This is a genomic window from Methanospirillum sp. (assembly GCF_035406105.1).
Classification (GTDB): domain Archaea; phylum Halobacteriota; class Methanomicrobia; order Methanomicrobiales; family Methanospirillaceae; genus Methanospirillum.
Genome location: NZ_DAONKG010000023.1, coordinates 1 through 18,500, shown reverse-complemented (window position 1 = coordinate 18,500; position 18,500 = coordinate 1). Strand labels below are relative to the sequence as shown.

At 47.4% G+C, this 18,500-nt stretch carries 17 protein-coding genes; 11 read left to right on the top strand and 6 right to left on the bottom strand.

What is annotated here, in order from left to right; genetic code table 11:
- The 6 genes from PLA23_RS02485 to PLA23_RS02460 all read left to right on the top strand — a co-directional run.
- On the top strand, positions 1-1,606 hold a 1,606-nt coding region (locus tag PLA23_RS02485; RefSeq protein WP_324473866.1), incomplete at its 5' end, for a proton-conducting transporter transmembrane domain-containing protein.
- Positions 1,603-2,544, top strand: coding sequence for a respiratory chain complex I subunit 1 family protein (locus PLA23_RS02480; RefSeq protein WP_324473863.1), 942 nt, complete (start codon positions 1,603-1,605; stop codon positions 2,542-2,544). The genes PLA23_RS02485 and PLA23_RS02480, both read left to right, overlap by 4 nt.
- Entirely contained in the window at positions 2,541-3,233 is a 693-nt protein-coding gene (locus PLA23_RS02475; RefSeq protein ID WP_324473862.1) for a hydrogenase subunit, read from the top strand. The genes PLA23_RS02480 and PLA23_RS02475 overlap by 4 nt, the downstream gene beginning before the upstream one ends.
- On the top strand, positions 3,230-4,699 hold the full coding sequence (locus tag PLA23_RS02470; RefSeq protein WP_324331431.1) for a proton-conducting transporter transmembrane domain-containing protein: 1,470 nt from the start codon (positions 3,230-3,232) through the stop codon (positions 4,697-4,699). The genes PLA23_RS02475 and PLA23_RS02470 overlap by 4 nt, the downstream gene beginning before the upstream one ends.
- Positions 4,696-6,246: a hydrogenase large subunit gene (locus tag PLA23_RS02465; protein ID WP_324331429.1), complete on the top strand. Its 1,551-nt coding sequence runs from the start codon at positions 4,696-4,698 to the stop codon at positions 6,244-6,246. The genes PLA23_RS02470 and PLA23_RS02465 overlap by 4 nt, the downstream gene beginning before the upstream one ends.
- An 8-nt stretch (positions 6,247-6,254) precedes the next feature.
- Entirely contained in the window at positions 6,255-6,767 is a 513-nt protein-coding gene (locus PLA23_RS02460) for an NADH-quinone oxidoreductase subunit B family protein (protein ID WP_324473860.1), read from the top strand.
- Here PLA23_RS02460 and PLA23_RS02455 read toward each other — a convergent pair whose 3' ends face one another.
- The 6 genes from PLA23_RS02455 to PLA23_RS02430 all read right to left on the bottom strand — a co-directional run bounded on the left by PLA23_RS02455 (position 6,768) and on the right by PLA23_RS02430 (position 14,104).
- Positions 6,768-8,363 carry a DEAD/DEAH box helicase gene (locus PLA23_RS02455; RefSeq protein ID WP_324473858.1) on the bottom strand — a complete coding sequence of 532 codons (1,596 nt, stop codon included), beginning with the start codon at positions 8,361-8,363 and terminating at the stop codon, positions 6,768-6,770.
- A gap of 136 nt (positions 8,364-8,499) precedes the next feature.
- Positions 8,500-9,045, bottom strand: coding sequence for a diacylglycerol/polyprenol kinase family protein (locus PLA23_RS02450; RefSeq protein WP_324328475.1), 546 nt, complete (start codon positions 9,043-9,045; stop codon positions 8,500-8,502).
- Positions 9,046-9,132: 87 nt separating this feature from the next.
- Positions 9,133-10,377: a Coenzyme F420 hydrogenase/dehydrogenase, beta subunit C-terminal domain gene (locus PLA23_RS02445; RefSeq protein WP_324328473.1), complete on the bottom strand. Its 1,245-nt coding sequence runs from the start codon at positions 10,375-10,377 to the stop codon at positions 9,133-9,135.
- A 2-nt stretch (positions 10,378-10,379) separates the two neighbouring features.
- Positions 10,380-12,446 carry a formate dehydrogenase subunit alpha gene (fdhF, locus tag PLA23_RS02440; RefSeq protein ID WP_324328472.1) on the bottom strand — a complete coding sequence of 689 codons (2,067 nt, stop codon included), beginning with the start codon at positions 12,444-12,446 and terminating at the stop codon, positions 10,380-10,382.
- Between the two features lie 219 nt (positions 12,447-12,665).
- Positions 12,666-13,103: a nucleotide-binding protein gene (locus PLA23_RS02435; protein WP_324328470.1), complete on the bottom strand. Its 438-nt coding sequence runs from the start codon at positions 13,101-13,103 to the stop codon at positions 12,666-12,668.
- Positions 13,104-13,231: 128 nt separating this feature from the next.
- A complete protein-coding gene (locus tag PLA23_RS02430; RefSeq protein ID WP_324473856.1) occupies positions 13,232-14,104 on the bottom strand; it encodes a formate/nitrite transporter family protein in 873 nt (290 codons plus the stop codon).
- Positions 14,105-14,369: 265 nt separating this feature from the next.
- Here PLA23_RS02430 and PLA23_RS02425 point away from each other — a divergent pair, with 265 nt between their 5' ends.
- The 5 genes from PLA23_RS02425 to PLA23_RS02405 form a co-directional block, all read left to right on the top strand.
- Entirely contained in the window at positions 14,370-14,744 is a 375-nt protein-coding gene (locus tag PLA23_RS02425) for a hypothetical protein (RefSeq protein WP_324328466.1), read from the top strand.
- 46 nt (positions 14,745-14,790) lie between these two features.
- Positions 14,791-15,336: a hypothetical protein gene (locus PLA23_RS02420; RefSeq protein ID WP_324473855.1), complete on the top strand. Its 546-nt coding sequence runs from the start codon at positions 14,791-14,793 to the stop codon at positions 15,334-15,336.
- 76 nt (positions 15,337-15,412) lie between these two features.
- Positions 15,413-16,300, top strand: coding sequence for a formylmethanofuran--tetrahydromethanopterin N-formyltransferase (gene fhcD, locus PLA23_RS02415; RefSeq protein ID WP_324328462.1), 888 nt, complete (start codon positions 15,413-15,415; stop codon positions 16,298-16,300).
- A gap of 82 nt (positions 16,301-16,382) precedes the next feature.
- Positions 16,383-16,838 carry a ferritin-like domain-containing protein gene (locus PLA23_RS02410; RefSeq protein ID WP_324328460.1) on the top strand — a complete coding sequence of 152 codons (456 nt, stop codon included), beginning with the start codon at positions 16,383-16,385 and terminating at the stop codon, positions 16,836-16,838.
- 97 nt (positions 16,839-16,935) lie between these two features.
- Positions 16,936-18,500 (top strand): DUF262 domain-containing protein (locus tag PLA23_RS02405; RefSeq protein ID WP_324473853.1); only part of this gene is annotated, 1,565 nt, incomplete at its 3' end.

The window sequence follows — 18,500 nt, the reverse complement described above, 5'->3', positions numbered from 1 at the left end:
CGTAGTAGCCGGTTTTATTCCTCTCTTTTTACTGAGTATGCTTCTTGTCATTCTCTCAAAGACAACAATTGCATTTCTCGCGTTCTGGGAGATTATGGCAATCCTCTCATTCTTCCTTGTACTTACCGAATTCGAAGAAGAAAAAACCAGATATGCAGCGCTGTTTTATCTGGCAATGACCCAGCTCTCCACAGTCTTTGTTTTTCTTGGGATACTTCTGCTTTTTGTGCATACTGGATCCTGGGCATATCCGGTCGCATTACCCCTTTCAGATCCATATATGGCCGCCTCATTTCTCTGTCTTTTCCTGGGAATTGCAATAAAAACAGGGGTGATTCCTTTTCATAAATGGCTCCCCCATGCTCACCCCGCTGCTCCATCCCCTGTGTCGGCCCTGATGTCAGGGATGATGATTAGTACTGCTCTGTATGCGTTATTCCGGGTGGTGACCGGCTTTTTTGTCATGGATTTAGTATATGGTTTTCTCATCCTTGCATTTGGATGTCTTACGGCGGTTCTCGGAGTCATGTATGCCTTAAAGGAGCAGGATATCAAAAGTCTCCTGGCATATTCCTCGATTGATAATACCGGCATCATCCTTGTCGGAACTGGTCTCTGGGCTGTGTTCTCTGCATACGGATTATCTGTCCCGGCACTCATGGCACTGATCGGAGCGATCTTCCATACCATTAGTCATGGATTCTTCAAAGGGCTCTTGTTCCTGACCGCAGGTTCAGTCTGTCAGGCTGCACATACCAGAAATATTGATGAACTCGGGGGGATTCTGGTCCGGATGCCCTTGACCGGGGGACTATTTTTCATCGGGGTTCTGTCGATCACCTCCATTCCCCCTTTCAGCGGGTTTGTGGGTGAGTTTCTGATTCTGCAATCACTTATCAGCGGGTTGTCTGAGCCATCTCCACTGCTTCAGATTATTATCATTGTTGTTCTCTCCCTCTTTAGTCTGACCGGATCACTGACTGTTACGACCTTCGTAAAAGCATTTGGACTCACCTTCCTCGCTCTTCCCCGGTCGGAAGGGGCAACCCGGTCCCATGAGGTTCCCTGGCCGATGTATGCCGGACCTGGAGTACTTGCCATCATGAGTGCAGTTCTTGGTATCTTCTCAAATCAGATCCTGTATCATGCAGGGTATCGAGACCTGCTTCCGGATTTTTTTGTTCTGTTTTTGGTTCTTCTTGTAACTATGGTTCTGGTATATGCCGCAGTCTGGTCTTTTGCTTCACGAAAAACCCGGATTACCCGGACGTGGGACTGTGGTATGATGGCTCCGTCAAGCAGAATGGAATATACCGGTTCAGGGTTTACTGAGCCTGTGGTCAGGTTTTTTTCAGGGGTATACCGGACACGGATATGGTCTACCCGAAAATTTCTGGACCAGAATCAGTGTCTGTTTCAATCAGGAACTGGTGGCATACACCTTATGAAATTCTTTGAGGAGTATCTGTATCTGCCGGTTGCACGAAGAATCGATCTGTTTGCCGCTGCTGTCTCCTCCCTTCAGAACGGGAATGTCGATCGGTATGTTCTCTGTGTCTTCTGCACAGTACTTCTCCTCATCCTCATCCTGGGGTGGTCGGCATGAATGGTGAATCGGTCATCTTTGGAGTCTTGAATATTGCTTTTGTCCTTCTGATATCGCCATTTTTTATGATGGTGATTAAGAGAGTAAAAGCACGGGTTCAATGCAGAACCGGTCCGCACCTTCTCCAGGGCTATTATAATCTTGCAAAACTCTTCACCAAGGAGACATTGTATTCAGAATATGCCGGGTTTATCTCCCGTATCGCTCCTTATGCTACTCTATCAATACTGCTGGTTGCTGCTCTTCAGATCCCACTCTTTTGGATACCCGGCGAGGAGCTGATCACAGCGAATATTCTTGTTTTCCTCTATCTTCTTGTTGCCGGCCGGCTCCTCATCGCGCTGCTTGGTCTGGATACCGCGAGCACCTTTGGAGGGATGGGCAGTTCCCGGGAGATGAGTCTGTCTGCAGTTTTTGAACCGGTGACGGTAATCGTCTGTGCTGCACTGGTCTACGTAATGGGAAGTTTCTCCATTCATGAGATATTCAGGACTGCTCATGCTATGTTTCCGGTGTTCAGTCCAACGGTCCTTCTCCTCTCAGTGCCCCTCTTTATCCTGATTATTGTAGAGACCGGGCGTGTACCAGTGGATAATCCCGAAACCCATCTTGAATTGACAATGATTCATGAGGGGATGCTGCTGGATACGTCAGGAAGAAATCTGGCTCTCTTTGAACTGTCTCAAGCAGTAAAACAGACTCTTCTGATGACAATTCTTATCAACGTAGTCTTCCCGGTAGGAATTGCCCTTGATCTCTCCATACCTGCATGTATACTCGGAGCAGTTCTCTTTGTCGTGAAAGGGACCATTCTTTGTGTGATTATCGGGTTCTTTGAATCTGCATATGCAAAGATGCGTCTCTTCCAGATTCCGAATTTCTTTATGATAGCGTTTTTCTTTTCGATTCTTACGATATTTATCGAGGTGATACTATGATACTTACAGAAATGGCACCAGCATGGATCAGAATCTGCCTTATTCTGACTCTGGTGTCCGGCGGATTTCTCCTTTCGTCAAGAAATCTTAGAAATCTGGTCAGAACATATCAGGTTCAGTCATTCCTGCTGGTTCTGATAGCCCTTGGTCTGACGGCTCTTGAGCAGAACATGGTCCTCCTCCTTGTCGCGGCTCTGACCCTCATCTCCAAGGTATGTGGAATCCCGTATTGTATTGGGTTCATTCAGAAACGGATGAGTCTCAAGCAGGATCTAACATTCTCCTATCTGCGCCCTCCTGGTGCTCTCATGCTCAGCATACTCATCATTTTGCTGGTCTATATCTGCTTTGCCCGTATCCTTGAGTCGTTATATGAAGCAAACAGTCTGTTCTTCTTAGGCTCGGTAATTGGTGTTTCACTGGTTCTGATGGGGCTTATTGCTGTATGTACCAGGAAGATGGCTATTTCCAAGGTTCTCGGGTACCTGTCAATGGAGAATGGCGTCCTTGCATTTGGTTTGTTTGTCACGGAACTTCCGTTTTTCATCGAGTTTGTTGTCATCATCGATCTCATCATTCTTGTGCTGCTGACATCAATCATGACCGTCGGTATAGATTCGTCAATTGAGGAGTATAAAGACCGGATGCAGGAGTTCCATCTCTGGTCAGAAGAGGGAGGGATATCATGATAGCTATCCTGTACCTTATTCTTGCATGTGTAATTCTGCTCCTGCAATTCATCATGAGGAAACACCGGTCAGTGAGTATGCTTGGTGTTCTCCATCCGGTGATATCGCTTGGTATTACCGTGTATCTCATCGGAACACCTGCACAATGGAATGCATCTTCGTTCTTTCTGATTGATCACCTGAGCCTTTTTATCATGCTCATCACCAGCATTATCTTCGCTGCAGCAGCTATCTATGCAGTCGGGTACATCGATGGGCTGGTAAAATCAGGAGATCTTGAGAGAAGAAGTCTTCGGATTTTTTATTTCGGTTTCTCACTGCTGCTCGCCGTTACCACTATGGCCATTTTCACCCCGAATATTGCCTTGTTCTGGATTTGTGCTGAACTTACAACCGTCCTCTCAGCACTGCTCATTGCAATCCTGGCACTTCGGGCAACAATTGACGCATCCTTAAAGTATATCTTCATCTGTTCAACCTCGATGCTCTTTTCGTTTATCGGGATTATATTCCTCTTTGAAGCGGTCAGGAATAAGACCGGTGCTGGAAGCCTTGAGTGGACAGATATTATGAGGCAGGCAGCAGGTCTTGAGACCGGGATGGTCTGGATAGCCTTTGTCTTCTTCTTTATCGGGTTTGCGGCAAAGTCTGGAATAGTGCCATTTCATACATGGCTTCCTGAAGCTCATGCAAAGGCACCTTCAGCGGTCAGTGCCGTTCTTTCAGGAGCAATTCTTAATATTGGCATGTATGGAATTATCCGTATGACAGGCATTATGAAAGACACAGCGGTCTTTGCACAGGTATCAGTACTGCTCCTTATCTTTGCCATGATCACCATGGGAGTTGCCTGCCTGTCCATGCTCAGACAGAAAAAACTCAAACCACTCATCGCATTCTCATCTATCGAGAATATGGGGTTCATATTGCTTGGTATCGGTATCGGAAGTCCTGTTTCTCTCTTCTGGGTACTGTTTCATATGATGGGACATTCCTGCATCAAGGCAGGGCTCTTCTTCTCGGCCGGGATTCTTCACCGTCAGTACAAACTCCCTACCCGTACCGGTGAGGATGAGATTGGAGATCTCTTTTTGCTTCAGCCCTTTGCTGCCGGTACTCTGATGGCCGGTTTTGCAGCACTTATGGGCATGCCACTTTTTCCCCTTTTCCTCTCAAAAGTCGGCATTCTGCTCTCGAGCACTGCGATCTCGGTCTGGATACCAGCCCTTGTGTTGGTTCTATTTGCCTGTGCAGCAGTGGCACTTATCAGGTTTTATCTCCCGATAATGGCGGCCAGGTTTCCATCAGGAGAAGGGCCGGTTCCATACACCGCTCCCCTTTCCATGAAACTCCCCATCGTCATTCTGCTGCTTCTCTCTCTCATGATTGGTACCGTAATGATTCCGGGAGAAGAGGCATTTCTGACTGCTGCTGTAATTGATTGTGGATTTGGGGGGCAGATATGACCGGCATACATGCACACTATTCGGCGCTTTCCCTGCCTGCTGAATGGCTGATACGGGAAGATGCAACCACGATCTCCTATGCTGTGCCAGATGATCAAATGCCTGACATCGCTGAGATTCTTTTAGCTCTTGAGTCCAGGCTGGTCTGGATTTTCTGCACAGAGGCTGCTGACCAGGATTTATTTATACTCTGGTATGTCTTTGAACTTCAGGAGATGAGAAAATATCTTGTTCTGGTGGTCACTACCAATAAACCGGTATCACTGGCAAAGATATATCCGGCAGCCAGCCGTTTTGAACGGGCAATTTCAGACGGATTTGGTCTGCACTTTACTGGATCCGCAGATAATCGCAGACTCTTTCTTCACGAGGCATATCCGGAGGATTTTCATCCGCTCAAAAAAGATTGGAAGAACGCTCCCATCAGTCCTTTAGAAAATCCAGTTCCGTATGAATTCCGGTCGATGGAAGGTACCAGTATCTATCAGGTCCCGGTAGGGCCGGTACATGCCGGAATCATAGAGCCAGGTCATTTTCGGTTCTCGGTTATTGGTGAAGAGATTTTAAATCTTGAGATTCGTCTTGGATATCTGCATCGGGGCATTGAAAAACTGGCCGAAGGGTGCAGCCCGGAACACGTGGTCCGGATTGCAGAATCTGTCAGCGGAGATGAATCGGTTGCCAATGCATGCTGTTATGCCATGGCGGTAGAACAGATATGTTCCCTGTCTCTTCCTCCCCGTGCACTCTATCTTCGCGGTCTTCTCCTTGAACTTGAGAGATCCTGGTCACTTCTCTCAGATCTTGCCGGGATGGTCACTGATGTTGCGTTTTCTGCAGCAGCCAGCCGCTTCCTTATCCTGAGAGAAGTACTCCAGCGTGCCTGTACGCAGCTGACCGGTTCACGGTTTCTGAAAGGGATCATCATTATTGGAGGTATCAGTCAGGATATTCCGGATGGTCTCCTGTATGAGGTGAAGGATACGGTCATGCAGGTTCGGACCGAACTTGAAAAACTCCTCTCCTGGACTCTCTCTGTTCCGTCTGTTATTGATCGGTTCTCTACAACCGGTGTCGTGCGGGAACCATTCATTGATCCCCTCGCTCTTTCCGGTCCGGTTGCACGGGCAAGCGGAAGGGCACTTGATGTCAGGAGCGATCATCCCTATGGTCTGTATGATATCATTCCGGTTTCACCGGTTATCAAAATGACAGGCGATGTCCTGGGACGGTTTGCGCTGAAAGGAGATGAGATCCTTGCATCGCTTGCCTATATCAATGAACTTATTCCTCTTATCCCGAATGGATCGGTTCATATTGAGTATGAGATTGTGGACGGCTATGCCCTAACCGCGATCGAATCCCCCCGAGGCCGGACCCTGTGCTATGTCAGGATTCTGGGGGGCATCATTGATCGGTTCTCTCTGTCGACGGCGTCATTCTGTAACTGGCTTGCACTTGAGCATGCAGTACAGGGAAATATCGTCCCCGATTTTCCTGTGATAAATAAGAGTATGAATCTCTCATATGCAGGGACTGATTTGTGAGGTCTATCATGAATATTTTCAGTTGTATTCTCAAAAAACCTGATAATGTCAAGGTTTTTACGCCTGATCCTCAATTTGAATCCGCCGGTCGGATGCTGCATGCAGAGATCGACCGGGTATTTAAAAGAAGTATTGCCATCAGGGAGGTTGATTGTGGGAGTGATAATGCAGCCGAGATTGAGCTTGCCAACCTTTCTGCACCCCACTATGATGTTGAGCGGTTTGGTATCAGTTTTGTTGCCTCCCCCCGGCATGCAGATATTCTGGCTGTAACCGGTGTGGTCACTCATGGCATGAAAGAAGCGCTGATAAAAACGTATGAGGCAACACCAGATCCAAAATTTGTCATTGCAGTTGGTGATGATGCCTGCACCGGGGGTATCTATAACGGAACATATGCAGTCGTCGGCCCGGTTGATGCTGTACTTCCGGTTGATCTAAAGATTCCGGGAAAACCTCCGACACCAGATGCGATTATTGAGGGTCTCCTTACACTGATGCGGTCTGCAAAAAAGAGATAATCATTTGGAGAATCGCTTTTTCGGAACATCAGACTGTTTTCTTCCTCTTTTTGCCACAAGTCTGATCCGTCCGATTTGTGCACCATTCAGGACATTAATGACCTCTTTGACAGAGGATTCAGGAACATCAATATAGGTTGCCGTCTGTCCGATTCTTATGTTACCGATATCGTTCTGAATATTCTTCCCGCTGTTTCTGACAATCTGCAGGATATCCCTGACCAAAATTCCATCCTGTCGTCCGGCTGAAAGCCTGACCACTGCCTGTTCGCCGAGATATTTCTCAAGTTCGTCCTCTTTTTCTGTTGCAATTCCTGCTGCAATCATCAGAAGCGAGGTTGCAAGGGCGACGGGGTCAGCACCCGCTGCGAGTTTTTCCTCTATCATCGGACGGCAGAAGGAGAGATCCCCGGTTTTCATCAGTTCATCCGCATCGGCAAGGGTGGCTGTTGCCTTCTTTCCTCCTATCTCACGAAGGGTCGGGATGGGGAGGGGTTCTGGTTCAGCTCTCGTACTTCTTCTGACATCCCGAAGTCTGTATCGTTCGCGAGGACTGACAAAACTGATAGCCCGTCCGGTTCTTCCTGCCCGTGCAGTCCGTCCGATACGATGAACATAATACTCGTCATCCTGGGGGAAGTCAAAGTTACAGACCAGGTCTATCTCTTCAACATCAATCCCACGGGCTGCGACATCAGTAGCAATCAGTATCTCAAGTTGTCCCTTCCTGAACGCATTCATGACTTTATCACGCTGCGTCTGAGCCATACCCCCGTGGAGCCCGTCAGCGAGGAACCCTTCAGCCTTCAGGGCACTTGCAACCGCGTCCACAGCGATCTGGGTGTTACAAAAGATAATGGTCCGCTGGGGCTGGTAGAATTCAAGGACCCTGATGAGTGTATCGGCTTTTGCCGGCTCCCTGACTTCAATATAATATTGTTCGATCTGGGGAACAGTCAGTTCCTGGTGGACCATCTTGACGTCGATGGGATCTTTCTGGAACCGACGTGAGATGTCGAGAATTTCCGGGGGGAACGTTGCCGAAAGGATGACTGTCTGGTGCTCTGCCGGAGTATGCGATAGTATTTCTTCAATATCATCTCGAAATCCCATATCAAGCATCTGGTCTGCTTCATCGAGCACCACTAACGAGACGGTATCAAGCCTGAGGGTGCCTCGTTTGATATGATCAATAACTCGCCCCGGTGTTCCGATAATAATCTGAACTCCTCGTGATAAGGCCTTAATCTGTCGTTCTATTGGCTGTCCGCCGTACACCGGAAGAATTGAGATGCCTTTTTTGTGCATCGAGAGTTTATTAAGTTCTGCTCCTACCTGCACGGCGAGTTCTCTGCTTGGACAGAGGACGAGGGTCTGTACATTTTTGTTTGTCGGCTGACAGAGTTCGATTGCGGGGATACCAAATGCAGCAGTCTTACCTGTTCCGGTATATGCCTGTCCTGCTACATCTTTTCCAGTGAGAATGAGGGGTATAACCTGTTGCTGTATAGGGGTTGGTTCTTCGTATCCGATATCACGAATGGCTTTCATGATTCCAGGTGAAAGCTGGAGTTCTGAAAAAGAAGGTATTTCCATCGCATATTCTGCGTCCCACGGACATATAAGGATGATGGTTTGATCCGGAAAATGACCTTGCAGAATTCAATTTTTCATTTTAAAATCCAGCCAGGTGACCTTGTCGCGGCTGATTATGCTGATGATCCACAGGTATTTATAATACCGTGATAAGCATTGCAACCACCCAGGGGATGATAAGATTATCATCTACAGGGCTCAGCAGTTCTACAAAGCCGGCAACAAGCGAGATGAGGATTGAATAGAGCGGGGGTGCAATGAGGGAGAGGAGGGCCATGGTAATAATTACTCCTCCTAAAAATCCTTCAAAGGTCTTATTTTTCCATATCCGGTGTTTTCCAAACCGGATGCCAAAGATGGTAGAAAAACTGTCAAGTACCGCAAGGACTGCAACAGATACCGCAGCAACTACCGGTGGAAAGAACATGAGGGTTACAAGAGCACTAAACACAAAGAAAAAAGCCCCTTTTCCGGGAAATTCTCCTTCACGCTCCATGTGATGAATAAGTGTGCTGATAACCGGGATGGTATGTCCTTTCATGCACAGATCAATGAGTATCAGACCGATGTACAGGGAAAAGCCGATGATCATTGCGGCATGATATGTTGGGACTATGAAGATTATACCTGCAACAAGAAGTCCGAATACCAGGTGGGATGTTTTGCGCAGGTACTCGTTCATGCGTACAGAGTGTCAGACAACCTGATAAGATGATCCCTTTCCGGGATTCCGGAAAGGAAAAAGGCTGGTGAAAAAAATCGAGGATGATTACTCATCCTTGAATATGTTGATAAAGATGGAATCGGTTCCGGTTGCATCAAGCCGGGCACGTTCTGCCTTCTCCTCAACGAATGCATGGATTGGCGGAGTCATGTCAATACCCGGAGTATGCTTGAACTGCTTCTCAATCTCAACCTGTTGAGAGTGCATAAAGAGCGCGTTGCGGATGTCCATGGAACAGAGTTCCTCACACTGGCCACAGTTGATACATGAGTCAGAGATGTGTGCAAATCTGATCAGGTGGAACATGAAGCCTGGCGGGAGCTGACCTGGAGTGATATACCAGGGCTTCTTTGTTGAACACTCAACACAGTAGCAGATTGGACAATTCTCGACACAGGCGTAACACTTGATGCACCGTGAGGTCTCATTCATCAGGAGTTTTAACCGATCCTTGCCCTTTCCAAGTGATGCAAAGTCTTTTGCACGCCACTCATCACCGAGTTTGAGCATGGCCTTCTCAACCTTGCTCCGCATCTCAATGCCTTTTGGATCAGCTGCTGCAACTTCTACAACTCCCTTTGCCTGGGCGTCGGAGAGGAGTTTTGCACCTTTCTCTGAGCATACCTCGACAAAGGTTGCCTTTCCTGCCTTGTCTCCGATGACTCCCCAGTTACCGCATGCAAGATCTGCCTGGCGGGGGATTTTCATCTTGCACCGGCGACAGTTGGAACGGCGTCCGTATCCTTCCTCTTCAAGTTCATCGATCTTGATACCCTTGTGTCCGCCTTCGTACTCGATGATGAACTGACCCTTGTCGATCTCTTCCTTATGAACGGTGTCAGGATCAACGCCGAACTTCTCAGCAATCATCTTCCGTGCACCGACCGGACTTACCGATCCACCACAGTTGACACCAATCATGACAATGTTGTCAAGGTTTACCTGGTTTCTCTTTGCAAGCTCGTAAAAGGCCATGACGTCACAACCTTTGCAGGTTACGGCGATCTTCATGTCCTTCGCACCATCAGCGTAATTCTTGAGGATCTTTGGAAGGAGGAGGGTTCCACAGTGGAGGGATCCTGCAGTGGATGCAACCTCTGCCGGGTCAGTGATGAATGCAGGTACTGCATCATAGATATCCTGACCCTTTTTTACTGCAAGTACTGCGTCTACAAATTTACTTTCGAGGGCATATTTCAGGAGTGCAGTAACTGCTCCACCGCATTCTCCCTTGTCGAGGATCTCTTTGTCCTTTGCCCATACATAGTTCATATCGCCTTTAGCTGCCATGTTCAGGCCCCCTGAATCTTCTCAACACGAACTGCACAAGCCTTGGACTCCGGAATCTTGGCGATTGGATCGAGGGCATTGATGGTCAGGACGTTTGCTGCACATTCAGCATAGTGGAATGGAATAAACATGACTCCCGGCTTAATATCATCGGTGACACGTGCTGTGATGGTGATCTCACCACGGCGGGTCTTTGCTTTTACCAGTTCTTTGTCTTTGATGCCAAGTTTTTTGGCGTCATCGGTATTGATCTCGATCCATCCGGTTGGCTCCTCACGCTCAAGGTCAACAGACCTGCGGGTCATGGTTCCGGTATGCCACTGCCAGATAGAACGGCCCGTTGTCAGGACGAACGGATATTCCTCATCAGGAACTTCCACCGGCCACTTGAATGGAATTGCCGTCATAAGACCCTTGCCATCCGGCATACCAAACTTCTCTATATGGAGGATCGGGGTCCCCGGGTGTTCCTTGGTCGGGCAGGGCCAGTGGAGTGCTTCAGGTTTGGAAAGGCGCTCATAGGTCATACCTGCGTAGGACGGGGTCAGCGATGCCATCTCATTGAATACTTCTTCAGAGGTCTTCCATGGGAACTGAGCGCCATATCCCATTTCTGCTGCGATGGATGCGATGATCTCCCAGTCTCCCTTTGCCTCTCCTGGTGGGTCCTGAGCCTTTCTCCACATCTGGACACGACGTTCGGTTGAGGTCTGGGTTCCATCCTTCTCTGCATAACAGGCAGCCGGAAGAACGACGTCTGCAAACTCGGCAGTCTCGTTCATGAAGATATCCTGGACAACGAGGAATTCAAGATTCTTGAGTGCATGTTCGACGTGGGTCAGGTCAGGGTCTGAGATCATCGGGTTTTCACCCATGATATACAGGCATTTGATCTCGCCTGGCTTTTCAGTCAGAACATTCATCAGGGTGGTGACTTCGTATCCGTTCTCACCTTTTGCAATGCCGTCTGGGAATTTCCAGGCATCTGCAAACTTCTTTTGTGCTGCCTCATCGATGACCTTCTGGTATCCTGTGTATACAACCGGCAGACAACCCATGTCACAGGCACCCTGCACATTGTTCTGTCCACGAAGGGCGTTTACACCGGTTCCAGGCCGTCCGAGGTTTCCGGTCAGCATCTGGAGGTTACCGACCGATTTGACGTTGTCAACACCGGTGGTGTGCTGGGTAATACCCATGGAATAGAGAATTGCAGTAGCTCCTGACTTTGCAATCCATTCTGCGGCGGTCTTGATATTTTCAACCGGTACTCCGGTTATTGATGAGACATTCTCAAGGCTGTAGTCATCCTTCATGACCTCTTTCTTGAGTTCCTCATATCCGTTGCAGCGTTTCTCGATGAATTCCTTGTTCTCCCACCCGTTTTTGATGATTTCCTGCATCAATCCATTAAACAGGGCAACATCAGTTCCTGATCTGAACTGGAGGTAGAGATCTGCCTGTTTTCCGGTCGGAGTCAGACGGGGGTCAGCATAAATAAACTTTGCACCCTTTGCCTTTGCCTGCATAACACGGCGACCGATGAGCGGGTGGCATTCAAATGTGTTTGAACCAATGATAAAGACACATTTTGATTCGGCAATATCACCGATTGAGTTTGTCATTGCACCGGATCCGAAGATGCTTGCAAGACCTGCAACCGTGGATGCATGGCACAGACGTGCACAGTGGTCTATGTGCTTTGTCTTGAGGACACCACGAGCAAACTTCATCATTGCATAGTTGTCTTCATTGGAGACACGGGCTGATGCAAGACAGGCGCACTCGTCTGGTTTGTATGATTTGAATTTTGAAGCAATGAGCTTGAGTGCCTCATCCCAGGTAGCTTCAACAAACGTACCATCTTTTTTAATCAGTGGCTTTGTAAGACGGTCTGGTGAATTTACAAATTCATGGGCATAGGTTCCCTTTGGACATACCTTTCCTTCGTTCACCGGAGAGCGGTGGTAGGGAGCAGTTCCCACAACCTTTCCGTCCTTTACCACGAGGTTAAAAGAACAGCCAGTACCGCAGTACGGGCATGTAGTCTGGACATACTTGAGATCCATTACAATTCCTCGGTAACAAAAGGTTCTGGATGAGGACTGATAAGTCTTATGAAAAAATTCTGAGATCTGGTGATTAGTGGTGGATATTCGATAGGGCATTATCTGATGCGATGAAACGATGACTTCGTTTGTAAAAATATTTTTGTTAACATCCTTTCTTAATTAAATATCTTAAAAAATTAATAGGAGTGTGATAAAAACAGAGCGCATCAGAACAGTTTACTTCTTCTTTCTGTTCTTATCACTGGAATTTGAGGTTTTGTTCTCTCCTTTCCCAGTCACACGGATATCAACACCATTGACAATCGGGTCACCATAGAAGACGTACCGTTTGATTACCTGTCCGTATACCTCTACGATGTCACCTTTCTTGATGTCACTTCTGGGATTGGTAAACATCTTAACTGTGGTAACACCGGTCCGGTCACCAATAATAAAGTGCGGACGATTTAATGATCTGAACCTGACCTCTTCAACAAGTCCCTCAATCTTTATCGGTTTTGAAACCATCGACTCATTAATCTCGCGTATCTTTACTTCCTTTGCTGATGTTTCATACATCGGAATAAGGTCTGCATATTGGCTTTGCGAGAGATAGGTCAGCCCCATCGGGATGAGAAGAAGACAGATAAGCGTTGGAATTCCCCAGATAAGCATGCTGGCATCCCCGGTGGAGAATACGTAGATACTGATCAGTATCAAAAAAAAAGCGAAAACAAAGACGTGCAGGATTGACGGTCGGATCTTTTTCGGAATAAACTGCATAAAAAAAGAAGGGTGTGTAATTACTCATGTGCTTCGATCTCTTTCTTGAACGCAATCCAGTACAGAACACCGACAAAGAGCAGACCACCGACGATGTTGCCGATTGTGACAACAATGATGTTGTTCGTCCACATGGTTACCCAATTCAGCGTCGCAAGTTTATCTGCAGTAATCGTTGCGACCTGTTCTGCATTCAGGTATCCTGCGGTCATGATAGCGGCAGGGATGAAGTACATATTGGCAACACAGTGTTCAAATCCGGTTGAGACGAAAGCCATGATCGGGAACCAGATTCCGAAGAATTTACCAACTGCATCATCTGCACAGATACCGAGCAGAATAGCGAGGTTAACGAGCCAGTTACATCCGATACCCTTCAGGAATGCAGCCCACATGCCGGCCATTCCAACATAACTGACCTTGGCAATACCGATATTGACTGCCCGTAATCCAAAGGCATTTACGGTTGCAACACCGGCAGCGTTCCATGCCACAAATGGTCCGTTTGCCATGATGTATGCATAGAAGATTGAACCGATAAGGTTACCAATATAAACCCATATCCAGAGGTTCAGCACTTTTGCCCAGCTGACCTTATGAACAAATGCTGCGAGTGGTGCAAGCATGGCGTCTCCGGTAAAGAGTTCTGCACCGGTAAGGACAGTGATAATAAGCCCGACAGGGAACACTGCTCCCAGAATGAGCTGTCCAAAACCTGCTCCAAGGTTATCAGCAACTGCTGTGGAACAGACGGTGGCGAGGGCACCTCCCATTGCGATATATGCCCCGGACATGAATCCACGAATGATCATGTTCCACCATTCCAGACCGGTTTTATACTTTCCAGCGCCCGCTCCCTTGGCGATTATTTGTACGGGTGGATGAAATACCATAGTTAGTTACACCTTCACAGAGTCTGCCTGATTCAAGGCCACACAACACGCCTTGCAGGCTTAAACATTAAGTATTTTGTGATAGTATTAAACACTTTTGAAAATAATCCCGGCCTGCAATGCCCTAATTATTAAAAATTGTCCGCGGAAATGAGATTTCAAGAGTATCGTACATGAAGTGACTCCCTTCATCGGTGATTGCTGTATGAGCAGCCGGGTTCTATTTCACATAGTTCATCATCCATGCCGTCACAGGATAATAGTGATGGATATTGCCAATATTTTTCCTGTAAAGAACCTGAATGTGGTTCAAAAGGTTTTATGCGTTCTCTCACTTCTCCTTCCCTGGGCGGGAATCGGGGTTTCTTTTATCCTGTATTCTATGGGTATTATCGAAAATGAAGGGGGTTTTATCTGGGGATCTGTTTTTGGTTCATGTGTGCTGGCATCACTTGCGCTTCTCTTTGAAAAAAAGGACATCGTTGCCATAATGACTCCTGTTTATGCTTTAATCATCTTTTTCAGCATGGAAATTCCCTGGACCCTGTTTCTGCAGTTCTTATACGCATGTACGCTGACCGTTCTGCTCTGGCGACTCCTTACCCGGTTTGGTAAACCGACTACCCGGCAGCATGCTTAACCAGTGGGCAGGATGAAAACCCTACCCGTACTATACTATCCATACGATGCGTCGACAACCGTTCATATCGCCAATTATTGCTGATCTCGTCTATCAGGCGGTTACCGGAGTCTCGGGTGTTCAGTTTACCGACCCTTTACCGTGCCCGAACTGCTCTGGGATGGTGGTCAGCCATGATATGAAACAGCGACGGTTTTCAACGGTCTATTCGCATGAAGGAGAGAAGCATATTTACGTCTATGTCAAGCGCTTTCATTGCCGGGACTGTGGTCAGCTCTGTTATGCCAAAGCACCATTTTATGAAAAGAGCAGGTTTGGATCACCAATAGTTGATCTCTGTCTCTCCCTCTCACAGGATCATACCTTTTCCCATGCTGCAGTTCTCATGAACCGGATGGGTATCGTCATAAACCGGGGGACGGTGAGAAAAACGGTTCAGTCACATTCGCATACGGTGCAGGCAACCGATCTCTTCGGTATGAAACTTCCGGATTCGTTGCTGGCCTTATCGACGCTTGTCACAACTGCGGATCCAACCGTTCCATTACGAGGATGTGATGTCCTTTCAGCATGCATGATAGATCCGGAATAGCTGCAAACCTCCTGTTGGCAGATCGAATTCACAACCATTATTGGTCTGCCTGATGACCTTTTTGTGAGGAACCGTAATGGAACTGAACGGTGTACCAATTGATAACACATTTGCTGAAGGATTTCCAATATGGGTTTCACGGGTAATTATTACCGGAGTTACCCGCGAATGGGCCATGACGGCAGCAATGGAGGCAACAGGCTTTGCAACCTCTGCAATCGGCTGTCCCTGTGAGGCAGGTATTGAAGGATTTGTCAGTGCAGATGAGACTCCTGACGGACGTCCAGGTGTCTCCATTCTGATCTGTGCATCCAAGAAGAAAGTGCCGGAGCAGGTCATGGAACGTATTGCAGAATGTGTCCTTACCGCTGCCACTACATCTGTCTTCAATGGCATGCCAGATGCTGAAGAGAAGTTTGATATTAAGATTCACTTCTTTGGAGACAAGTTCGAATCCAAGGTCGAGGTCGGAGGACGGCAGTGCTGGAAGATCCCGATCATGGAAGGGGACTATGTCGGAGAAGAAGTCTTTGGTATGGTCAAGGGTGTTGCCGGTGGCAACTTCTTTGTTATGGCAGATAACCAGATGACTGCTCTTATGGGTGCAAAAGCAGCTGCTGATGCAATTTTTGAAGTAAAAGGGACCATTACCAGTTTTGCCGGGGGGATTGTTGCTTCAGGATCCAAGGTTGGTGCAAAGAATTACAAGTTCCCGATTCCAGCAACAACCAATGAGCAGTACTGCCCGTCAATCCGTGAAAAAGTTCCGGATACCAAGGTTCCGGAGGGTGTCAGATCCATTTATGAGATTGTCATCAATGGTGTTGACGAAGCATCAGTCAAGAAGGCAATGGCAGCAGGAATAAAGGCTGCAGTAAAAGTGCCGGGTGTTTCATTTATCAGTGCCGGGAACTATGAAGGAAAGCTTGGTCCGTACCAGTTTAAACTGGCCGAACTCTTCTAAATTTTTTCAATACCAATCTGATATAGATCAATCGGTTTTTAACTATTGTAGGGTAATATCTATTACCCAAGGAGGGTATTTCATGAAGCTGGAAGAATACAAAAAGATTTTACTTGCAGCAATCGACAAAGAGGTCGACTCATACGCATTTTACATCTCACTCTCTGAAAAAGTAAAAGATCCGGCACTTAAAACAACCTTTAAAGAATTAGCCCAGGAAGAGACATATCACCGCAAGACGCTCCAGGAATATCTGAGTGGTGCTAAAAAGGAACTGAAATTCGATGAGGTTAAGGATTATCACATTTCTGATACCATCGAAAAACCCAAACCATCCATGGATTTAAAACCCCTCGAAGGACTTCAGGTTGCAATCAAGCGTGAAGAAGAAGCAATGCAGATGTATGAGCAGTTTGCTGCTGCCAGCACCGATGCAGACCAGAAGAAGACGTTTGAAGAGCTTGCAAAGATGGAGCGCGGACACAAGGCCCGTCTTGAAGATATCTATACGAACAGCGCCTTTTCAGAGGCCTGGTAAATTTTTAAATCAATCCTTTTTTCACGTTCTGCTCCTGTCTTCTCAACCGGTGAGGTAAAGCAGTAGGAACACGATAATATTTCCGGGATAGTGGTGAATGAAGGCGACCAAGGCATCAGTCTGGGACTTATATAACGGGGCAAAACAATATAAAGTCCCTCTTTTTCAGCGCCCGTATGTATGGTCACGGCAGCAGTGGGAGCAGCTATGGGCAGATATTCAGGAACAATATTCCATCAGGCTCGGGAATGACAGTGCATCCTCTGCCCGGTTTCTTGGTTCTATCGTGGTGGTCAGAGAGTATGCAAAAAACCTTGACAAATATGTTATCATTGACGGACAGCAGCGGATTACCACTATTAGTATTATTCTTGCGGTCATCAGGGCATTTGCACGTGAGAAGGGGCTTGTCGAGCTCTATGATCAGATCACCGGCTTTTTAAAGAACGTCCCTAAGAGCGGGGAAGGGCAGTATGTTGTGATCCCGACACGAGTGGATAAAAAGGCACTTTTTCACATCTTTGACGAGGATTATGTCTTTGACCAGGATTCCCCGATAGTTGAATGTTTTGATTATTTCTGGTGGCAGCTGGATCGGTTCTCCGGATTGGATCTGAATACCCTGCAACAGGTCATCACCGAAGATCTCTGCGTTGTATATATTGAGCTTGATGAGGGCGAAAACCCAAACCAGGTATTTGAGGCATTAAATTATCGTGGCGTTCCGCTTGAGGAGTCAGATCTAATCAGAAATTTTTTCTTTGCACATCTTGAAAGTCAGGAAATCGCCGAGGCTCAGTATGATCAGTTCTGGAAGCCGATGGAAGAGCGGCTGAATAACGATCAGGCTCTCATCTCTTCATTTATCCGTCACTTTTGTATGAAGGAGGGGCGGATTATCCGTCATGGGGAGATATTTGAAAGGATTCGCAGAAGGTATCAGCATGCATCATCTGATGATGTCCGTCTCCTCCTTCGGGATATGGGCCGTTTTTCCGAATATTACCGGCAGATACTCTTCCCTGAACAGGATGAGGGAGAGAGCCTGACCAAAAAGGAGATCAAGAAATCCCTGTCACGCATCAGGAGAATTGGCAAAGACACCCCTGCACCATTCCTCATGCTTCTGCTTGCTGCAAATGACCGGTTAAGACGTCCTGATGCCCCGCTGTCAGATGAAGAGCTGCTTGAAATTCTCTCCTGCATTGAAAGTTACCTGATACGCCGTATGGTCTGTCAGCGGCCGGTTTATGGGTATGAAGAAGTGTTTGAGATCCTCTGTCGTGGTGCCTCCGAGGGGTCAGGGTACCTCACTGCTGAGGAGACCAGATCATTTATTGCCTCACTTCAGGCTCCTTTTGATATGCCTGATGATGATGAGTTTACGGATCATCTCCGGTACAGTGATCTCTATCACCCAGGTTCAGATAATGAACTGGCATATGTCATCCTCGAAAGGCTTGAGGAGTATTTTTCAAGTCAGCCACGTGGCTCCGATCCTGCGGCTTCATATGCGTTATTCGAAGACGAGGCTGAAAGCAGGATGATCGATCACATCATGCCTGAATCGCTCTCTGACAAATGGATAGAGCATCTTGGATCAGACTGGTCCCAGGTTCATGCAGATTATGTTCACCGGTTAGGAAATCTGACGATCACGCA